Genomic DNA, 14,854 nt, shown 5'->3' with positions numbered 1-14,854 from the left:
GCGCAATCGGATACTTCTCAGGTCGCCTGAAATCCAGCGCCCGCCTCGTGCCGCCGCATTATTCAGGGCCGACTACTGTAGCTTGGGGACTGACAGCCAATTTGCATGACCAAGCCCACACCGGTGTCGCCGATTTTTTTCGATTCGGAGAAGTCGAAGGAGCTCTCCACGGATCTTGCCCTGATCCCATGGACATCGGCTGTCTGCGATCAGACCGGTCCTCAGACGATGCCCCACGTCCGATAAGCTACGTCGGTACGGCTCCCCGAGCTGCGCCAGCATGAGATCCACCGCTTTCGGGATTAGGCCGATCAGCTTCAACGCGATCGCCACTGTGACAACTATATTATTTCAGACCCAAGGTTATCCGCAGAGAGTTGGCTTGCCTAGGAACACGCCGTCTCAGGAGAGGTTGCCTGATGGAATCAGCTTGGCCACGCCTCGTGAGGTGTGCTGGGCCTCCATAGCCGGAGACGCAATCATGAGCAAACTCACGGCACTAATGGGCCTTATCTTCCTGGCGGTTTCGTCCGCATGGGCGCAGACTACTCCGCCCGCCACGCCCGGTGATCCCCCAGCCGGAGACGCCACAGCCACTGGGGGCGAAATTGCGGATTACTGGTGGATCATCCTGCTGGTCATCATCGTCGCCGCTGCCATCTGGTACTTCTCCCGCAGTCGCGGCCGCAGCCGCAACCAGCTGTAAGAATCCAACCTCCAAGCGCGACAATTCTGGAACGGCTCCGTGTGCGTCAGCATTGATGAGCAGACGTGTTGATGCTCATGACCGTCCCTGAGACAGGAACCCTGCCCCGTGCCGCGTTCTTTTTTGTATCAGCCGCTCAGAACGCAGCTCATCAGGAGCTTGATGGAGGGCTGATGTCATCTTCAGGCGGCTTTTGATGCTTGAGCGGAGACAGGCCACGGAAGGTGAATATGGTGAAGAGGGCAATCACGATAGCAACATCATAGCTTCCGAGCCCTATCGCAGCTCCGACTGCGCCCGTCGCCCATAGACCGGCGGCTGTGGCGGTCCCTTGCACCGCACCGGATTACTTGATGATGGCACCGCCACCGATGAAGCCGATGCCTGTGATGAGACCCTCGATGATCCGTGCCCGTGCCTCCGGTGAGGTCCCCACGTTGGCCTCTGTCGCCTGAACGAAGCCGCAGCTCGCGACTGCCACAAGCGGGAAGGTTCGTATGCCCGCACTTCGTTCGTTTCGTTCGCGATCCCACCCGATAGGCAAGGCGAGCGCATAGGCAAAGGCCAGGGCCGCAAGATGAGGAACTACCCGAAACGAGGTCAGCAGATGTTCGATCTCTTCCATTCAACTGTTCCCATAACAAACTGTGGTATGAGAAAGACTGAGCTTCTACTGTTTAGGTTCCATAGCCGGCTTATCGGCCCGGTGTTACAGGTTCCGATATCCCCGCTGCCGTCTCAACCTAGGCGACGGGCTCCAGCGCCAGTCCTGCCCCCTCCTGCTAACGAAGACCTCCACCGGTTCCTGCCCGCTGGAGCCGGTCAGAACTTAGTTCCGCACCATGTGCACAGCTCTGTTGCAGCAACTTGGGTGGGGCACAACGAACCCAATCAAGTGGGATCGCTAAGGCAGCCAAGCCGAAGAGCTGATTGACGGGACGGATTTCGTCTTTCCCGCAAAGCGGTGTCAGGATGCAATGACCATGCTTGATCATACGCATGGCCTCGAAGCCCTTGATTGTCGCGTAAGCTGTTTTCACCTCTGGCAGCCGTGTGTCGGTCGGATCCCGCGCTTGAGCGCACCATGGTCGGCCTCGATGATGTTATTATCGGGCATGCTTTTCTTCGGCACCACTGGCGGAGTGGAGTCATCAGCTCGCCGGCTGTATCCTGGGCTGACCGGGACAGGGGTGTCGGGAGCACGTGATGTGGGCAGGCCGAAGTACTTGATGAGCTGAGAGCTCGTGTTGTTATCTGGCCGCCCCTGCGACCAGCCCGGTTGCGCCGTGAGCGCGGATCCGTAAGTGTCGTGTGGCCCGCAGGCTCCCTGACGTGATGACAAGCACACAGGAGGTCCCATGCGTGTGATCGGACTGGATGTGCACCGCACGTTTGCCGCCGTGGCGGTGCTGGACAACACCCAACTCTCTTATCCTGGTCGGGTTGAGCTGACCCGAGAGGCCGTGCTCGCCTTTGGCCGTAAACTGCGGCCGGACGACGAGGTCGTGATCGAGGCGACCGTCAACACGGCCATGATCGCCCGTCTCCTGCGCCCCTTCGTTGGCAAGGTGATCATTGTCAATCCTCTGCAGGTCCGGGCGATCGCTCACGCCAAGATCAAGACCGACAAGATCGACGCCACGGTGTTGACCAAGCTGCATGCCAGCGGCTTTCTGCCCGAGGTCTGAATGCGGGACGAGGCGACCGAGACCCTGCGGCGACTGGTGTCCCAGCGCACCCAGGTCGTGCAGCAGATGACCCGGGTGAAGAACCGGGTCCATAGCATCCTCCATGCTAACCTAGTTCCACCTCGGCCCACGCTCGGTTTCCAGACGATTAACACTGTTCGCGTCAACTTGGGTGGGGTCAAAATGATCCACATGATGCGAAAAGAGCAAGCGAAGAATACCAGCAGCCGGCAGTTCTCGCCTGCCGAGCCGTTCGATCTGCCCGAAGCGTGAGCGCCTCACGAGGTCCCGTCTTCGTTCTTGTACCTGCTCCCAATTTACGACCGAACCTTAGATGCCACTGGTGAATAAGTTGGAGCATTTCAGGATGGCCAGCGTTCAGTCTAGTACGTGAGTAACACAACCTTCCTGACTTTGGGAAAGCCACCATGTCGCACGATCCTGCACACCCTCTTCGTGGTCAGAAGGCTCTGGTCACTGGCGCCAGTTCCGGCATCGGAACTGCCATTGCCCTGGCATTTTCAGCAGCTGGGGCAGCCATTGGGGTCAACTACCACTCGCATCCCGAGGAGGCCGAACGGATAGTTGAGGAAATCCGCAGTGCGGGTGGCGAAGCGGTTGCTCTCAAGGCCGATGTGTCGAGGGAAGAGGAAGTCCGGGCAATGTTCGATGAATTTGGCAGTGCCTTTGGCCACATTGACATTTTGGTCGCAAACTCCGGTATCCAGCAGGATGCCGCCTTCCCTGACATGACACTGGACCAATGGCGTCAGGTCATTGACGTCAACCTGACTGGCCAGTTCCTGTGCGCCCGCGAGGCGGTGCGCCGGTTCTTGGCCCAAGGATCTGACCGGTCGATCTCGCGGGCGACTGGCAAGATCATCTGCATGTCGTCCGTGCACGAGGTGATCCCGTGGGCGGGGCACGTCAACTACGCCGCATCCAAAGGCGGCGTGATGCTGATGATGAAAAGCCTCGCCCAGGAGGTTGCCCAGGCCGGCATTCGCGTGAACGGCATCGCGCCGGGTGCGATCAAAACACCGATCAACCAGGATGCCTGGGAGACGCCCGAGGCCGAGCGCAAACTCCTCGAACTGATCCCCTATGGCCGGGTCGGGGAGCCGGAGGATATTGGAAAAGCAGCCGTATGGCTCGCCTCCGATGCAGCCGATTACGTGGTCGGCACGACCCTCTTCGTTGACGGTGGAATGACGCTCTATCCCGGCTTTAGGGAGAACGGCTAGTCAACAGCGCAAGCCAATGGGGGGCGCTGTGCTGATCCTCCATGCCTCCGCCGAGGCCCGTTGGATTTGGATTGCCGATCAGCCGCGATCGGATCCTGCTCTTCCATGCCCGTAGCTCTGGCAGGCGACTGGACGGCAAAATGCTGGGCCAACTCCAGCGGGGCAACTGCTTCGTGCTCTGTGCGTTTGACCCTTGAGCATAGTGACCGGTGCCGAGAGACCCAACGTGTTTGACCCTTCGACTTACCAATAGCATGTTCGGAACCAAGTTGCCGGGCCGGGCAGGATCTGGCTTCTCTAAAAGCAGGGACGCCAAGTCCATGACCAATTCGCAAGCAGACCTGGCAGGATCGATGGATACAAGGCCTATCGTCATTGTCACAGGAGCAACAGGAAACCTCGGCGGGTCACTTGTCAGGACCTTGCGGAGCGACTACCGCATTGTCGGTCTCGACCGGTCGGCACAAGGCGCTGACTTTCCTGTGTTTGAGGCGGATTTTACATCAGATGCATCGATTGAACTTGCTCTGCACAAGTTCCGCGACGAATTCGGCTCGCAGATCGCCAGCGTCATTCATCTCGTCGCCTATTTTGATTTTTCCGGCGAGGACAACCCGCTCTACCGCTCTGTCAACGTAGAGGGAACGCGCCGCCTGCTGCGGGCGCTCCAATCTTTCGAAGTGGAGCAGTTCGTCTACGCCAGCACGATGCTCGTGCACGCTCCCTGCCGCCCCGGGGAGCGGATTGATGAGCATCAGCTGATTGATCCGCGATGGGCCTATCCCAAATCGAAAGCCGCCGCTGAAGAGGTCATCCGCTCCGAGCACGAGCGAATCCCTTACGTGATCCTGCGACTGGCGGGGGTCTATGACGAGCACTCGATGGTGCCGACGTTGGCTCAGCAGATGACAAGGATCTACGAGCGCGAGTTCGAAAGCTACTTCTATTCGGGCAGTACACTTGTTGGCCAGGCGATGCTCCACCGCGAGGACATGCTCGACGCCTTCGCCCGCACCGTCAAACGGCGTGCAACGCTGCCGGGAGAGACTGCGATCCTGATCGGAGAGCCAGATGCGATCGGCTATGACGCTCTCCAGGACGAGCTCGGGTATCTTCTGCATGGGCAAGATGACTGGCCGACAATCCGTGTTCCAAAAGCGGTTGCCGCCGCGGGCGCTTGGGCCCAGGGCAGGCTTGAGCCCGTTATTCCGGATGTCATTGATGAGGGGGAGGAGCCCTTCATCCGGCCGTTTATGATTGCTATGGCCGACGATCACTATGCCCTGGACGTCCGCCGGGCACGTGACTTGCTCGGCTGGGAGCCGCAGCACCGGTTGAAGGATGACCTGCCCGGAATGGTCGCAGCGCTGAAGAAGGACCCAGCTGGGTGGTACAAAACGAACCACGTCACGCCACCGGCCTGGGTCGAGGGAGCCGCCAGTCTGGGCATTAACCCTGACAACCTGCTTGCCCGCCGTGAGACACAGGTCAGAGATCAGCACCGCGCCAACCGCTGGTCGCACTTTGTCAATATTGGGCTCGGAACCTGGCTCCTGACCCAGCCGCTCCTAATCGCTATTGAGGAGCCCCTCCTGCGCTGGAGTGAGATCATCCTTGGTGCTGCGCTGATCGTTGGTGCTGCGCTGGCCCTGTCCTGGCGGGCGCAATGGGCGCGCTGGCTGTGTGCCGGGATCGGCGCATTGGTCATGGCAGCGCCATTCCTGTTCTCAACCCCCAATGCCGCAGCCTACCTTTCCGATACCCTCGTCGGCGCGCTGATCTTTGGATTCGCGGTATGCACAAAACCGGAGCCGGGTCCCTCAGCCATCGCTGCGCTCACCGGCCCCGAGATACCCCCAGGCTGGAGCTACAATCCATCGACCTGGACGCAGCGCATCCCGATTATCGCGCTCGCTCTAATCGGCCTCTATGTGTCGCGCTATCTTGCTGCCTATCAGCTGGGCCACATCCCTGATGTGTGGGATCCGTTCTTCGCCGGATCGCCAGCTGACCCGCAGAACGGGACCGAGGAGATCATTACCTCCTCGGTCTCCAAGGCCTGGCCGGTGTCCGACGCCGCCGTTGGAGGATACACTTATCTGCTCGAGATCCTCACCGGCATTGTCGGCTCGCGCATGCGCTGGCGCACCATGCCGTGGCTGGTGGTTCTGTTCGGGCTAATGATCGCGCCGCTCGGCATCACCTCGATCTTCTTTATCATCATCCAGCCGGTCGTCATCGGCACTTGGAGTACTCTCGCGCTCATTGGCGCGGCCGCTGTGCTTGTCCAGATTCCATATTCGCTCGATGAACTGCTCGCCACCTTGCAGTTCTTGCGCCGTCGTGTCGGGGCGGGTCAGGACTGGCTGCGCGTGCTCCTCTTCGGCGACACCGATGAGATGCCGGAAACCGACAGGGTGGGCGCTGGCAACGACGAGTTCAACCGCTCACCTGCCGTTGTGGTGAAGGATATGGTTGCTGGCGGGGTGAGCCTGCCCTGGAACTTGGCGCTCTCAGCACTTATCGGCCTGTCCCTGCTGTTCACACGAGTGACGCTCAGCGCGACTGGGGGTATGGCGAATGCCGACCATGTGATCGGCTCGCTCGTGCTGACCGTCGTCTCGGTTGCCGCCGCGGAAGTCGCCCGGCCAGTGCGCTACCTGAACGTTCTGCTGGGAGCGGCTTTGTTCGTTACGCCGTTCATCTATGACGCCGATCTGGTGGCAACAGTTGCAAGCATCGCGTCCGGTGCTTCCTTGATCGGGCTCAGCATCCGCCGAGGTCCGATCCGCGAGAGCTACGCCGGCTGGAACCGGCTGATCATCTAACCTGTACCGCAATGGCCTCTACACCAGGCCAATGCTCAAGGCATCCCATGCCTTCTTTCGGAGCTCTTGTGGATCAGGCCCGAAATAGCAGTTTGAGCTGAACCTGAGGATGGCAGAGTTGTAGTGGGCTTATAGTTTGGGGAGGGGAAATGCCTGGTCTGATTGAGGATTATGCCCTGATTGGCGACTGCGAGACTGCAGCCCTGGTATCGTGCGATGGCTCGGTTGACTGGCTATGCTGGCCCCGGTTTGATTCCGGGGCGTGCTTTGCCGCCCTGCTTGGCGGCCCTGAGCACGGAAGATGGCAAATCGCGCCTGCAAGTGAATCGTCAGTTCGCACCACCCGCCGCTATCGCCAGGGTACATTGATCCTGGAGACGGAGATTGAGACGGCAGAAGGGGCCGTTCTGCTCATTGACTTTATGCCCCGGCGCGGCAGCGCATCCGATCTTATTCGCCTTGTCGTGGGCCGGCGTGGACGGGTCACCATGCACACGGAACTCGTGCTCCGGTTCGACTACGGCTCAATAGTGCCCTGGGTCACACGCCTGAAAGACGGAACGGGGCTTCGCGCCGTGGCCGGGCCCGACATGGTTGTTCTGCATACGCCAGTCCCGCTCCATGGAGAGGGTCTCAAGACAGCGGGTGAATTCACGGTCGAGGAAGGCCAAACAGTTCCGTTTGTGCTCACCTACAGCCTGTCGCATCTCCCAACGCCCGAACCCATCGCTCCTGACGCAGCTCTGCAGGAGACAGAAGCCTTCTGGCAGGATTGGACAGGAAGATGCCGCGAGACTGGCGAATGGTCCGACGTTGCCTTGCGCTCTCTTATCACGCTTAAAGCGCTGATTTACCGGCCCACCGGCGGCATTGTCGCCGCGCCGACCACCTCGCTGCCTGAGCAGATTGGGGGATCTCGCAATTGGGACTATCGGTTCTGCTGGCTGCGTGACGCGACCCTGATGCTGCTCGCGCTGATGAATGCTGGCTATTATGACGAGGCGCAGGCCTGGCGCGACTGGCTACTGCGCGCCATTGCAGGCAGTCCCCACCAGATGCAGATCATGTACGGCATTGCCGGAGAGCGGCGACTGACGGAGTGGGAGGTTCCTTGGCTTCCAGGCTATGAAAACTCGAAGCCTGTTCGCATCGGTAACGCCGCTTACAGCCAGCTCCAGCTCGATGTTTACGGCGAAGTCATGGACGCCCTCCACCAGGCACGTTTGGGTGGCCTTGGCGCGACCCAAGCAGGTTGGGCGCTGCAGAGGGCGCTCCTTGAGAACCTGGAAAGTGTCTGGCAAGAGCCTGACGAGGGGATCTGGGAAATTCGAGGGCCACCCCAGCACTTTACCTATTCCAAAGTGATGGCGTGGGTCGCATTTGACCGGGCGCTTGCCAGTGCTGAACTCTTTGATCTTGATGGTCCTTTGGATCACTGGCGTGCATTACGGCAGCAAATCTATGCTGACGTTTGCGCACATGGGTTTGATCCGGAGCTTGACAGCTTCACTCAAGCCTATGGCTCGAAGCAGCTCGACGCCAGCCTTCTGCTCCTACCGGTCGTAGGATTTCTCCCTCCAGGTGACCCTCGTGTCCGTGGAACCGTCGAAGCCATTGAACGTGATCTGGTCGTGGATGGATTTGTTCTACGCTATCACACGACCGCAGAGGCTGATGGACTGCCTCCTGGCGAGGGCGCCTTTTTAGCCTGCAGCTTCTGGCTTGTTGATGCCTATGTTCTGCAGGGACGCATGAGCGACGCTCGCCAACTGTTTGAGCGTCTGCTCGGGACCAGCAATGATGTCGGACTGCTTGCAGAAGAGTACGACCCGAGGGCAGCGCGTCAGGTTGGGAACTTTCCTCAGGCATTTTCTCATCTCGCCCTCATCAACTCCATTCACAACCTGTACAGATCAACCAAGCCTGCCAACCAGCGTACGCGCGCGGCATCAGACACGTCCTCATAAGTACGGCCTCAGAACCCAATTGGGGTTCGCACCGATGATGAAAGATTCTGTTGCAGCTTTGAAGCTTACTCGCCGTGGTCTACGAGAAGGGGGGAAAGAGGAGCTGACGGTGAAGCAAAATAACAAGGATCCGTTCAAGGGTCGGCGGTTTACGGAGGGGGGATCTTGTGGGCGGTCCGCTGAAATCTGCAGATCTTGGTCAGCTATCGTGAACTCGAACGCATGCTCTCTGTCCGTGATGATCAGGTGGACCACACCACCCTCTTTCCTTGGATCCAAGCTTTCTCCCGCGCTGGAAAAGCGCATCGGTCCCCATCTGCCCATGGCGAGCCGCTCATGGAGAGTGGAGGAGACATAGAGAAGGGTGACGGGGAATGGGTCTATCTGTTCCGCGCTGTCGATGCCCCCGGTCAGCCCGTTGATTTCCTGCTCTCGGCCAAGCGGAATTCGGCGGCAGCGCGAGGGTTCCCTCGGAGGGCTTTTAGGAAAGGCGCATCCGGTAGTCCGCGCACCATCACGGTGGACAAAAACACCGCTTACCCCATCGCAGTGAGGTCCGTGAAGCAGAGCGGAGGACTCTGGCGCTTCGCCAAACTCCGACAGCTGAGATATCTGAACAACATCGTCGAGCAGGATTACCGGCGTATCAAGCGGCTCGTCCGTCAAGAGCTGGCTTCAAGACCTTCACCACAGCAGCGCGGGCAACCTCTGGCTTTAAGGTCATTCCAATGATCCGCAAGAAGCGACTGGTCAGTGTTCCATCGGATGATTTGAGGACCCAGAGTGAGTTCATCGCCGCTCTGTTCCGTACTGCCTGAGCTGAGCTCCTGCCAATCCTCACTCAAGCTATGTCAGGATTCGCAACAGAACCCGGAGAACCGCTGCAATCGCCGGCGGGCGCGTGCTATGCCCGACCTGCGCAGCCCGACTGCGTAACGCGACCAGTATTTTCTGCTGCGCGGCGGGGCTGGTGCAGGCATCAACCATTTCACTGCGGGATCCTACTTACCCTGACGCCGGCCCGGAAGCCTTCGCGAGACCGGACCTTCAGCAGCGTCTTCCCCAAGCCCTAAACCGGTTCCCGCCGTTTTGTCACTAACCGAGCCACCCAGATCAAAGCCGGGTCTGTCCTTGGCGCCTGGTCCGGGATCCTGTCCGGCAGTAGGCGCGCCCGGCCGGGTATCCAAGTTGCGTTTGTTGTTATGGCGTTCTGGCTTGCACATCGTTTCTGTCCTTCTGTTTTGGCTGCGTGAAGCTCAGGTGGAGCGGGAAGCGTGCTTTATGACTGCATCGCCGAGAGTTCGTCGATGTACATGTTCCGAAGAGTGCCAGCGTCCATCCGGCCCCGTATTTGCTGTCCTGCCATTTCTCAGCCGGTTGGATTATTGGATCCGGTGCAGTGAACCAGATGGGGAAACAGGTACCTCCTGAGGCGCGTCGATCTGTGTAGGCGGCCTGGAAGGTTCATTCGGCGGGACACCAAATGGAGGATCCATCTGGGGCAGTTCTGGCGGCGTTGGGCCCGGGTTAACAGGGCCTGGAGCAGGGTCTGGAATGCCAGGGGTTGGATCTGCTGGTGTGGACGTATCTGACATACACACTCCTCCTTCTAAACGCCGTGTTCTTTAGTATCTTGGCCCAAGAGTTGCGGGTTATTTGGGCCCGCCGGTATAGCAGGAAGTTAACCGGGGAGACTCTAGAGAGTTCTTCTCGGTACAAGATGGATGTGAGCATCTTGGTACGACAACAGACCAACGGCAAGAACGAGGCTGATTGCCGCCACCCGCGAGTGTGCCAACTCATCTATGTGTTCAAACTCTTCCCGCTTCTCTAGTAAACGTATTTGACCCGACTCAATGAGGACGCCCGGCTCAAGACTGCTGACCATTGCGGCGCGGGTCGGGTATGGCGCGCGAGGCATTGTGTACCTCCTGATCGGCGCTCTCCAATCTTGGGCGCGCCCGCCGTTGGCATCCGCGGTGCCTTGCGGATGGTTCTGGCTCAGGCCTTCGGAACGTTACTGCTTGAAGCCGTTGCAGGCGGGCTTGTATGTCTTGCCCTGTGGCGCCTGATCCAAGCGTTCTTGGATCCTGTTAATTGCAGCCGAGACCTAAAAGGCTTCGGGATCCGAGCCGCACTTGGCACAAGCGCGCTGGCCTATCGAGGGCATGGCGCGTGGCCTCAATGGCGCCTTAACCGTCGAAGATGACCGCAGGACGCGAATTGCCGTGCACTTCCCAGCCAAGCTTGGATCGTAGGCCCATCCGATCGCCAAGAAGCATTCCAATTGCCCTCAGGTAACGATCAACTCCGTGAGGGCGGCTTCGGCCCGACCTGAAGAGAACGATTTGCAACCCCGGCATGTTGGCGAAGGAAACGCATCGCACCGGCGGAGCTGGAATGCCTCGGCAAGTGCGGTGCCCTCCACCACAGTCGCGCATCCATAATCGAGTTCCATTGGAATGGCAGGATCCGCACTGTCAGCGGTATCCAATTCCCATCAGATAATCCCGCATGATTGCTTCCTCGTTCTCCGACTCTCTCAGGAGAACCTGGAGCATGTCCCGCGCATTAAGCACCCCCTGAGGCGGCAGATCCCGGTCCACGACTGGAATATTCTTCAAGCCTCGCTCCTTCATTCGTGCCCAGACGTCTTGAAGCTTGTCACTCGTTTGGCAACACACGACGTCTCGTGTCATCACCAATGAAGCTGCCGTTGTGCAGCCCGCTCCCTGACATCGGCTGATCTGGCTCACGACGTCCGTCTTGGTGATGACACCAGCCAGAATGCCTGTTGAACCGTGCACGACCACGAGGTCGGTCCCCGGTCGCAGAAGGCTTGCCGCCTGGATCAGCGGGGCATCATCCGCGATGGTGACGAGCCGTTTACGCGCCTCAGGCAACAATCTCTCGACGAACATGGGCCTAGTCTCCTGACTTCTGTGGGATCCGACGGGACCGATGACGCAGCCGTTCCCTCTCAGCCGCCGAAGGCGATGTGCAGCACGGCGATGATCCCGGCGGTCGCCAGCCCAAAACAGGTCAGCCGCATGATGACCAGCGCCGCGAACTTGGACCCCGCGTGCCTGTAGTCCTCAATCACGACCTGGGGGCCAAGCGCGGTGTGATGGAACAAGGCCACCAGCAGCAATACCATCATGATGGTGGTAACCGGCATTCTCAGCCAGGTGATGAAGGTGGCATGGTCGCTGCCTGTCTGCGCGATGATCGATGCCACGAACCACAGGGTCAGCGGAATCAGGGCGACGGCCAACACGCGCTCCGCCCACCAGTGCTCAACCCCCTTTTTCGCGGAGCCAAGTCCCATCGCGCGGGCCAGGGGAGAGCGCATGTGCTGCCGGTCCATGGCCCTAATCTCCTAGAAGCAGGCTGGCGATCCAGGCCAGCACGGTGAGCGCCACGCTCCCTGCCACGACCGCCCATCCCGACGCGTAGATCAACGAAAGCTCGTATCCGTATCCCATATCCCAGACCAGATGCCGGATGCCGCCGCACAGATGCAGAAAGAAGGCGAAGGTGCATCCGAACAGAACAACCTGACCGAGCCAGGAGGCAAGGGCACCCTGCACGACCGCGTAAGCCTCCGGTCCGGCTGCCGCAGCAAGCAGCCAGATCACCAGCACAACGGCACCAAGGCTCAGGACCACGCCGCTGATCCGGTTGGCAATCGACAGGACCGACGTGAGCTGCGGCCGGTAGATCTGAATGTTGGGCGAAAGCGGCCTTGGGCGCTTTGCCGGGGAAGTGGGCATCATGGCGGTCCAGCCTTCTCGCGGTGGTCAGGTTCGGCGCTCGAGCACCATCTTCTTGATCTCGGCGATGGCTTTCCCCGGGTTCAGACCCTTCGGGCAGGTCCGGGTACAGTTGAGGATGGTGTGGCACCGGTAGAGCCGAAACGGGTCCTCCAGAATGTCGAGCCGTTCGCCGGTCGCTTCGTCGCGACTGTCGGCCAGCCAGCGATAGGCCTGGAGAAGCGCGGCTGGCCCCAGAAAGCGGTCGCCATTCCACCAATGGCTCGGGCAGCCTGACGTGCAGCAGAAGCAGAGGATGCATTCGTAATAGCCATCGAGCCGGCTACGCTCTTCCGGGGATTGGGGCCGTTCTCTCTCGGGCTCCGGCGTCCTGGTCTGGAGCCAGGGCTCGATCATCGCGTACTGCGCAAAGACATGCGTCAGGTCGGGGACCAGATCCTTGATGATCCTCATGTTCGCCAAAGGATAGACGGTGGCCGGAGCGGCCATGTCGGAGATGAACCTCGTGCAGGCCAGCCAGTTCGTGCCGTCCATGGTCATGGCGCAGGACCCGCAGATGCCCTCGCGGCACGAGCGGCGAAAGGTCAGGGTCGGGTCGACCTTGTTCTTGATCCAGATGAGCGCGTCTAGAACCATCGGGCCGCAATCGTCGAGATCCACCTCGAAGGTATCGAGGCGCGGGTTATCGTCGGAGTCGGGGTCATAGCGATAGATCTCGAATGCCTTGACGCGCACGGCCCCGGCCAGCGCTGGCCACGTCTTCCCGCGCCCGATACGGGATTCCGGGCCGACGCCGAGATTTCGCGGGACGGGAAACCGCTTGAGCAGGGTCGTGCGAGGCACCTGATCGGAGGATCTGATGATCATCATTCACCGTTTCGCCGCCTCTTTGATTATGGGCCGGGGCAAGGAGCGGACCACCCCCGCATCGCCCCTGAGCCCGAGGGCAGACTGGCTTGGTACGCCGCCAGCCAGAATTTTGGTGCTCCCCTGTCTGGTTCCAGCGTTGTCGAGATGGGGTCGCGTCATCGGCCGTAATGGCCGATGCAAAGCAACTTCGCGCCCTCACTGTTTTGGAAGGTCTCCTCATGACTGATGCCAAGCCAAAATTCCCAGACCCCTCAGAGCAGCGCCGGATGGCGCTTTCAAGGTGGGACAACGAGGGCGGCGCAGGGCCCCGCCGCCTGCAAGAGAACTTAACCTCCCCTGATGCGCGACCCGAGGTGCCTGATCTGACGAATGCCGAGCTGGTGCAGCTTCGCATTCGGGTGATTGCTCTGGAGAACCTGCTGATTGCGTTGCTCGCCAACGTATCCGACCGGCAACTTGACCTTGCCCGCGAAATGGCGGCCTACATCTCCCCAAGGTCAGGCTACACCCCGCATTCCCTGACCATTCAGGCAGCATCTCAGATGATTGATCTCATTGAACGGGCTGGTCAGTTCCGAGACGGGAAATCCTCATGAGCGCGTCAGCAGCAGAACCGTATAAGCGAACCCCTGTGTTCGATGAGAATACCCTGCCCGCCGGACTGCGCAGGGAACATCGCACCAAGCTTGGTGTATGGGCCATCATCCGGGTGCTGGAAGGGCGATTGCGTTATCAGGTGCTCGATCCGGCCTCCGAGATGATCCTTGAACCTGGCCATCTCGGCCTCGTGCGGCCTGATGAGCCGCATCTCGTTGAGCCCCTCGGTCCCATGCGGATGCAGGTTGAGTTCTACAATCAGGCACCCGAGCTTTAGCGCCGTACACGGACTTGGCGATGTCCAGACCAATGGTGGCGACCGTGCTCATGGGCTGCTCCTGTGTCGCTGGCTGCTCGAAGCAGCCATGCTACCTCACCGCTGGGTGAGAGCCGTCTACAGCACATCAGGAGCGGCCCTCTGGATCCGTTGGAGGTAGTGTCGGCCTACTCCCCGACAGGCTCTCAATCGGCTTGGTTGGGGCTGACCGAGGGCATAAGGAAAGCTCGCTGGTCTTAACAGCCCTTCGAGCCAAGTCCCCGGCCGGCATAACCCTCCTTAGCCATGGCCATCCTGCTCACTGCTGACTGAGAAGCTTGGTCCGTTACCCGGGCCGCCAAGCTCCGGCGCGTCGGTCATATGTCCTGCCGAGGCGTCGGCCAGGGGTGTTGCGGCCCGCTCCGGATGGGGGCGCAGCCGCCCTGAGCCGTCCTGCGGCAGAGCGCTCGCAAGGTCATTGCGTGGTGTCCCGACGAAAGGGTGCGCCGGCGCGGCGCGGGTTTGCGCTGTCGTCATGCCGAACGTCCCATGTGTAAGAGGCGTCCGCACGGGTTGGCAGGAAGGCCTTCGCACCCCGACACGGACTCGAGCGAGCAATGGGGGCACAAGGCCCCCATTGTCTTTGTCAAGCCGTCTGGCGGTTACCCGCGCAGACCGATCTCGACGGTCTCATTGTCGCCGACCTCGGTGTACTCCCGCTCGTTAAAGTCCCAGTCGCGCATGGCGTTGACTTCAGCCTCCGTCATGCCGGCAGCCACGAGACGGTCACCCGTCATGAACACGCGGTGATCGTGTCCCGCGGCGTGGTGTAAGAGCGCCAGTCCTCGGCTGAGCCGGGTTGCTCAGGCGGTCACGGCCGACAGCCTGCGAACGGGATCATCGCTCAACGAAGTCAGACTTTCCA

At 60.3% G+C, this 14,854-nt stretch carries 14 protein-coding genes and 2 pseudogenes; 9 read left to right on the top strand and 7 right to left on the bottom strand.

Annotation, left to right across the window (positions count from 1 at the left end; genetic code table 11):
• The first annotated feature begins 481 nt into the window (after nt 1–481).
• Nucleotides 482–706: a hypothetical protein gene (locus tag JKL45_RS27695; RefSeq protein ID WP_201865015.1), complete on the top strand. Its 225-nt coding sequence runs from the start codon at nt 482–484 to the stop codon at nt 704–706.
• Nucleotides 707–857: 151 nt separating this feature from the next.
• On the opposite strand, the pseudogene JKL45_RS27690 reads toward JKL45_RS27695, so the two are convergent.
• Nucleotides 858–1,331: pseudogene (locus tag JKL45_RS27690) on the bottom strand (MgtC/SapB family protein).
• A gap of 748 nt (nt 1,332–2,079) precedes the next feature.
• Here JKL45_RS27690 and JKL45_RS27685 point away from each other — a divergent pair.
• The 6 genes and pseudogenes from JKL45_RS27685 to JKL45_RS30975 form a co-directional block, all read left to right on the top strand.
• Nucleotides 2,080–2,514 (top strand): annotated as a pseudogene (locus tag JKL45_RS27685) (IS110 family transposase); the annotation flags it as partial.
• Between the two features lie 308 nt (nt 2,515–2,822).
• Nucleotides 2,823–3,638 (top strand): SDR family oxidoreductase, encoded by an 816-nt coding sequence (locus JKL45_RS27675; protein ID WP_201865012.1) that lies wholly within the window; start codon nt 2,823–2,825, stop codon nt 3,636–3,638.
• 320 nt (nt 3,639–3,958) lie between these two features.
• On the top strand, nt 3,959–6,466 hold the full coding sequence (locus JKL45_RS27670; protein WP_201865011.1) for an NAD-dependent epimerase/dehydratase family protein: 2,508 nt from the start codon (nt 3,959–3,961) through the stop codon (nt 6,464–6,466).
• A gap of 149 nt (nt 6,467–6,615) precedes the next feature.
• A complete protein-coding gene (locus tag JKL45_RS27665; RefSeq protein WP_201865010.1) occupies nt 6,616–8,433 on the top strand; it encodes a glycoside hydrolase family 15 protein in 1,818 nt (605 codons plus the stop codon).
• Nucleotides 8,434–8,655: 222 nt separating this feature from the next.
• The gene (locus JKL45_RS30285; RefSeq protein WP_312897046.1) at nt 8,656–9,165 is read left to right on the top strand and encodes a DDE-type integrase/transposase/recombinase; all 510 of its coding nucleotides are present in this window, start codon (nt 8,656–8,658) and stop codon (nt 9,163–9,165) included.
• A gap of 1,111 nt (nt 9,166–10,276) precedes the next feature.
• Nucleotides 10,277–10,642, top strand: coding sequence for a DUF1206 domain-containing protein (locus JKL45_RS30975; protein ID WP_376771087.1), 366 nt, complete (start codon nt 10,277–10,279; stop codon nt 10,640–10,642).
• Between the two features lie 271 nt (nt 10,643–10,913).
• Here JKL45_RS30975 and JKL45_RS27650 read toward each other — a convergent pair whose 3' ends face one another.
• From JKL45_RS27650 to JKL45_RS27635, 4 genes are read right to left on the bottom strand one after another with little or no spacing between them, the layout of a single operon-like run.
• Entirely contained in the window at nt 10,914–11,354 is a 441-nt protein-coding gene (locus tag JKL45_RS27650) for a CBS domain-containing protein (RefSeq protein ID WP_201865008.1), read from the bottom strand.
• Between the two features lie 59 nt (nt 11,355–11,413).
• Nucleotides 11,414–11,800 carry a succinate dehydrogenase, hydrophobic membrane anchor protein gene (gene sdhD, locus JKL45_RS27645; RefSeq protein ID WP_201865007.1) on the bottom strand — a complete coding sequence of 129 codons (387 nt, stop codon included), beginning with the start codon at nt 11,798–11,800 and terminating at the stop codon, nt 11,414–11,416.
• Nucleotides 11,801–11,804: 4 nt separating this feature from the next.
• Nucleotides 11,805–12,209, bottom strand: coding sequence for a succinate dehydrogenase, cytochrome b556 subunit (sdhC, locus tag JKL45_RS27640; protein WP_204240605.1), 405 nt, complete (start codon nt 12,207–12,209; stop codon nt 11,805–11,807).
• A gap of 24 nt (nt 12,210–12,233) precedes the next feature.
• Nucleotides 12,234–13,076, bottom strand: coding sequence for a succinate dehydrogenase iron-sulfur subunit (locus JKL45_RS27635; RefSeq protein ID WP_246499044.1), 843 nt, complete (start codon nt 13,074–13,076; stop codon nt 12,234–12,236).
• Between the two features lie 218 nt (nt 13,077–13,294).
• Here JKL45_RS27635 and JKL45_RS27630 point away from each other — a divergent pair, with 218 nt between their 5' ends.
• Together JKL45_RS27630 and JKL45_RS27625 are read left to right on the top strand one after the other, a co-directional pair.
• Nucleotides 13,295–13,672, top strand: coding sequence for a hypothetical protein (locus JKL45_RS27630; RefSeq protein WP_201865006.1), 378 nt, complete (start codon nt 13,295–13,297; stop codon nt 13,670–13,672).
• Nucleotides 13,669–13,950, top strand: a complete 282-nt coding sequence (locus JKL45_RS27625) for a TehB family protein (protein WP_210345905.1) — start codon at nt 13,669–13,671, stop codon at nt 13,948–13,950. The genes JKL45_RS27630 and JKL45_RS27625 overlap by 4 nt, the downstream gene beginning before the upstream one ends.
• Before the next feature lie 279 nt (nt 13,951–14,229).
• Here JKL45_RS27625 and JKL45_RS27620 read toward each other — a convergent pair whose 3' ends face one another.
• Nucleotides 14,230–14,466: a hypothetical protein gene (locus JKL45_RS27620; protein WP_201865005.1), complete on the bottom strand. Its 237-nt coding sequence runs from the start codon at nt 14,464–14,466 to the stop codon at nt 14,230–14,232.
• Between the two features lie 125 nt (nt 14,467–14,591).
• On the bottom strand, nt 14,592–14,726 hold the full coding sequence (locus JKL45_RS30590; protein WP_281401826.1) for a hypothetical protein: 135 nt from the start codon (nt 14,724–14,726) through the stop codon (nt 14,592–14,594).
• Nucleotides 14,727–14,854 lie beyond the last annotated feature (128 nt).

Source organism: Microvirga soli (assembly GCF_016734765.1).
GTDB lineage: Bacteria > Pseudomonadota > Alphaproteobacteria > Rhizobiales > Beijerinckiaceae > Microvirga > Microvirga soli.
This window is presented reverse-complemented; position numbering and strand designations above follow the sequence as displayed.

Excerpts from the sequence above, each read along its gene's own strand:
- JKL45_RS27650 (WP_201865008.1), bottom strand. The coding sequence starts at position 11,354 with ATGTTCGTCGAGAGATTGTTGCCTGAGGCGCGTAAACGGCTCGTCACC.
- JKL45_RS30590 (WP_281401826.1), bottom strand. The coding sequence starts at position 14,726 with ATGACGGGTGACCGTCTCGTGGCTGCCGGCATGACGGAGGCTGAAGTC.
- sdhC (WP_204240605.1), bottom strand. The coding sequence starts at position 12,209 with ATGATGCCCACTTCCCCGGCAAAGCGCCCAAGGCCGCTTTCGCCCAAC.
- JKL45_RS27630 (WP_201865006.1), top strand. The coding sequence starts at position 13,295 with ATGACTGATGCCAAGCCAAAATTCCCAGACCCCTCAGAGCAGCGCCGG.
- JKL45_RS27665 (WP_201865010.1), top strand. The coding sequence starts at position 6,616 with ATGCCTGGTCTGATTGAGGATTATGCCCTGATTGGCGACTGCGAGACT.
- JKL45_RS27635 (WP_246499044.1), bottom strand. The coding sequence starts at position 13,076 with ATGATGATCATCAGATCCTCCGATCAGGTGCCTCGCACGACCCTGCTC.
- JKL45_RS27675 (WP_201865012.1), top strand. The coding sequence starts at position 2,823 with ATGTCGCACGATCCTGCACACCCTCTTCGTGGTCAGAAGGCTCTGGTC.
- JKL45_RS27625 (WP_210345905.1), top strand. The coding sequence starts at position 13,669 with ATGAGCGCGTCAGCAGCAGAACCGTATAAGCGAACCCCTGTGTTCGAT.
- sdhD (WP_201865007.1), bottom strand. The coding sequence starts at position 11,800 with ATGGACCGGCAGCACATGCGCTCTCCCCTGGCCCGCGCGATGGGACTT.
- JKL45_RS27695 (WP_201865015.1), top strand. The coding sequence starts at position 482 with ATGAGCAAACTCACGGCACTAATGGGCCTTATCTTCCTGGCGGTTTCG.
- JKL45_RS27670 (WP_201865011.1), top strand. The coding sequence starts at position 3,959 with ATGACCAATTCGCAAGCAGACCTGGCAGGATCGATGGATACAAGGCCT.
- JKL45_RS30285 (WP_312897046.1), top strand. The coding sequence starts at position 8,656 with ATGCTCTCTGTCCGTGATGATCAGGTGGACCACACCACCCTCTTTCCT.
- JKL45_RS27620 (WP_201865005.1), bottom strand. The coding sequence starts at position 14,466 with ATGACGACAGCGCAAACCCGCGCCGCGCCGGCGCACCCTTTCGTCGGG.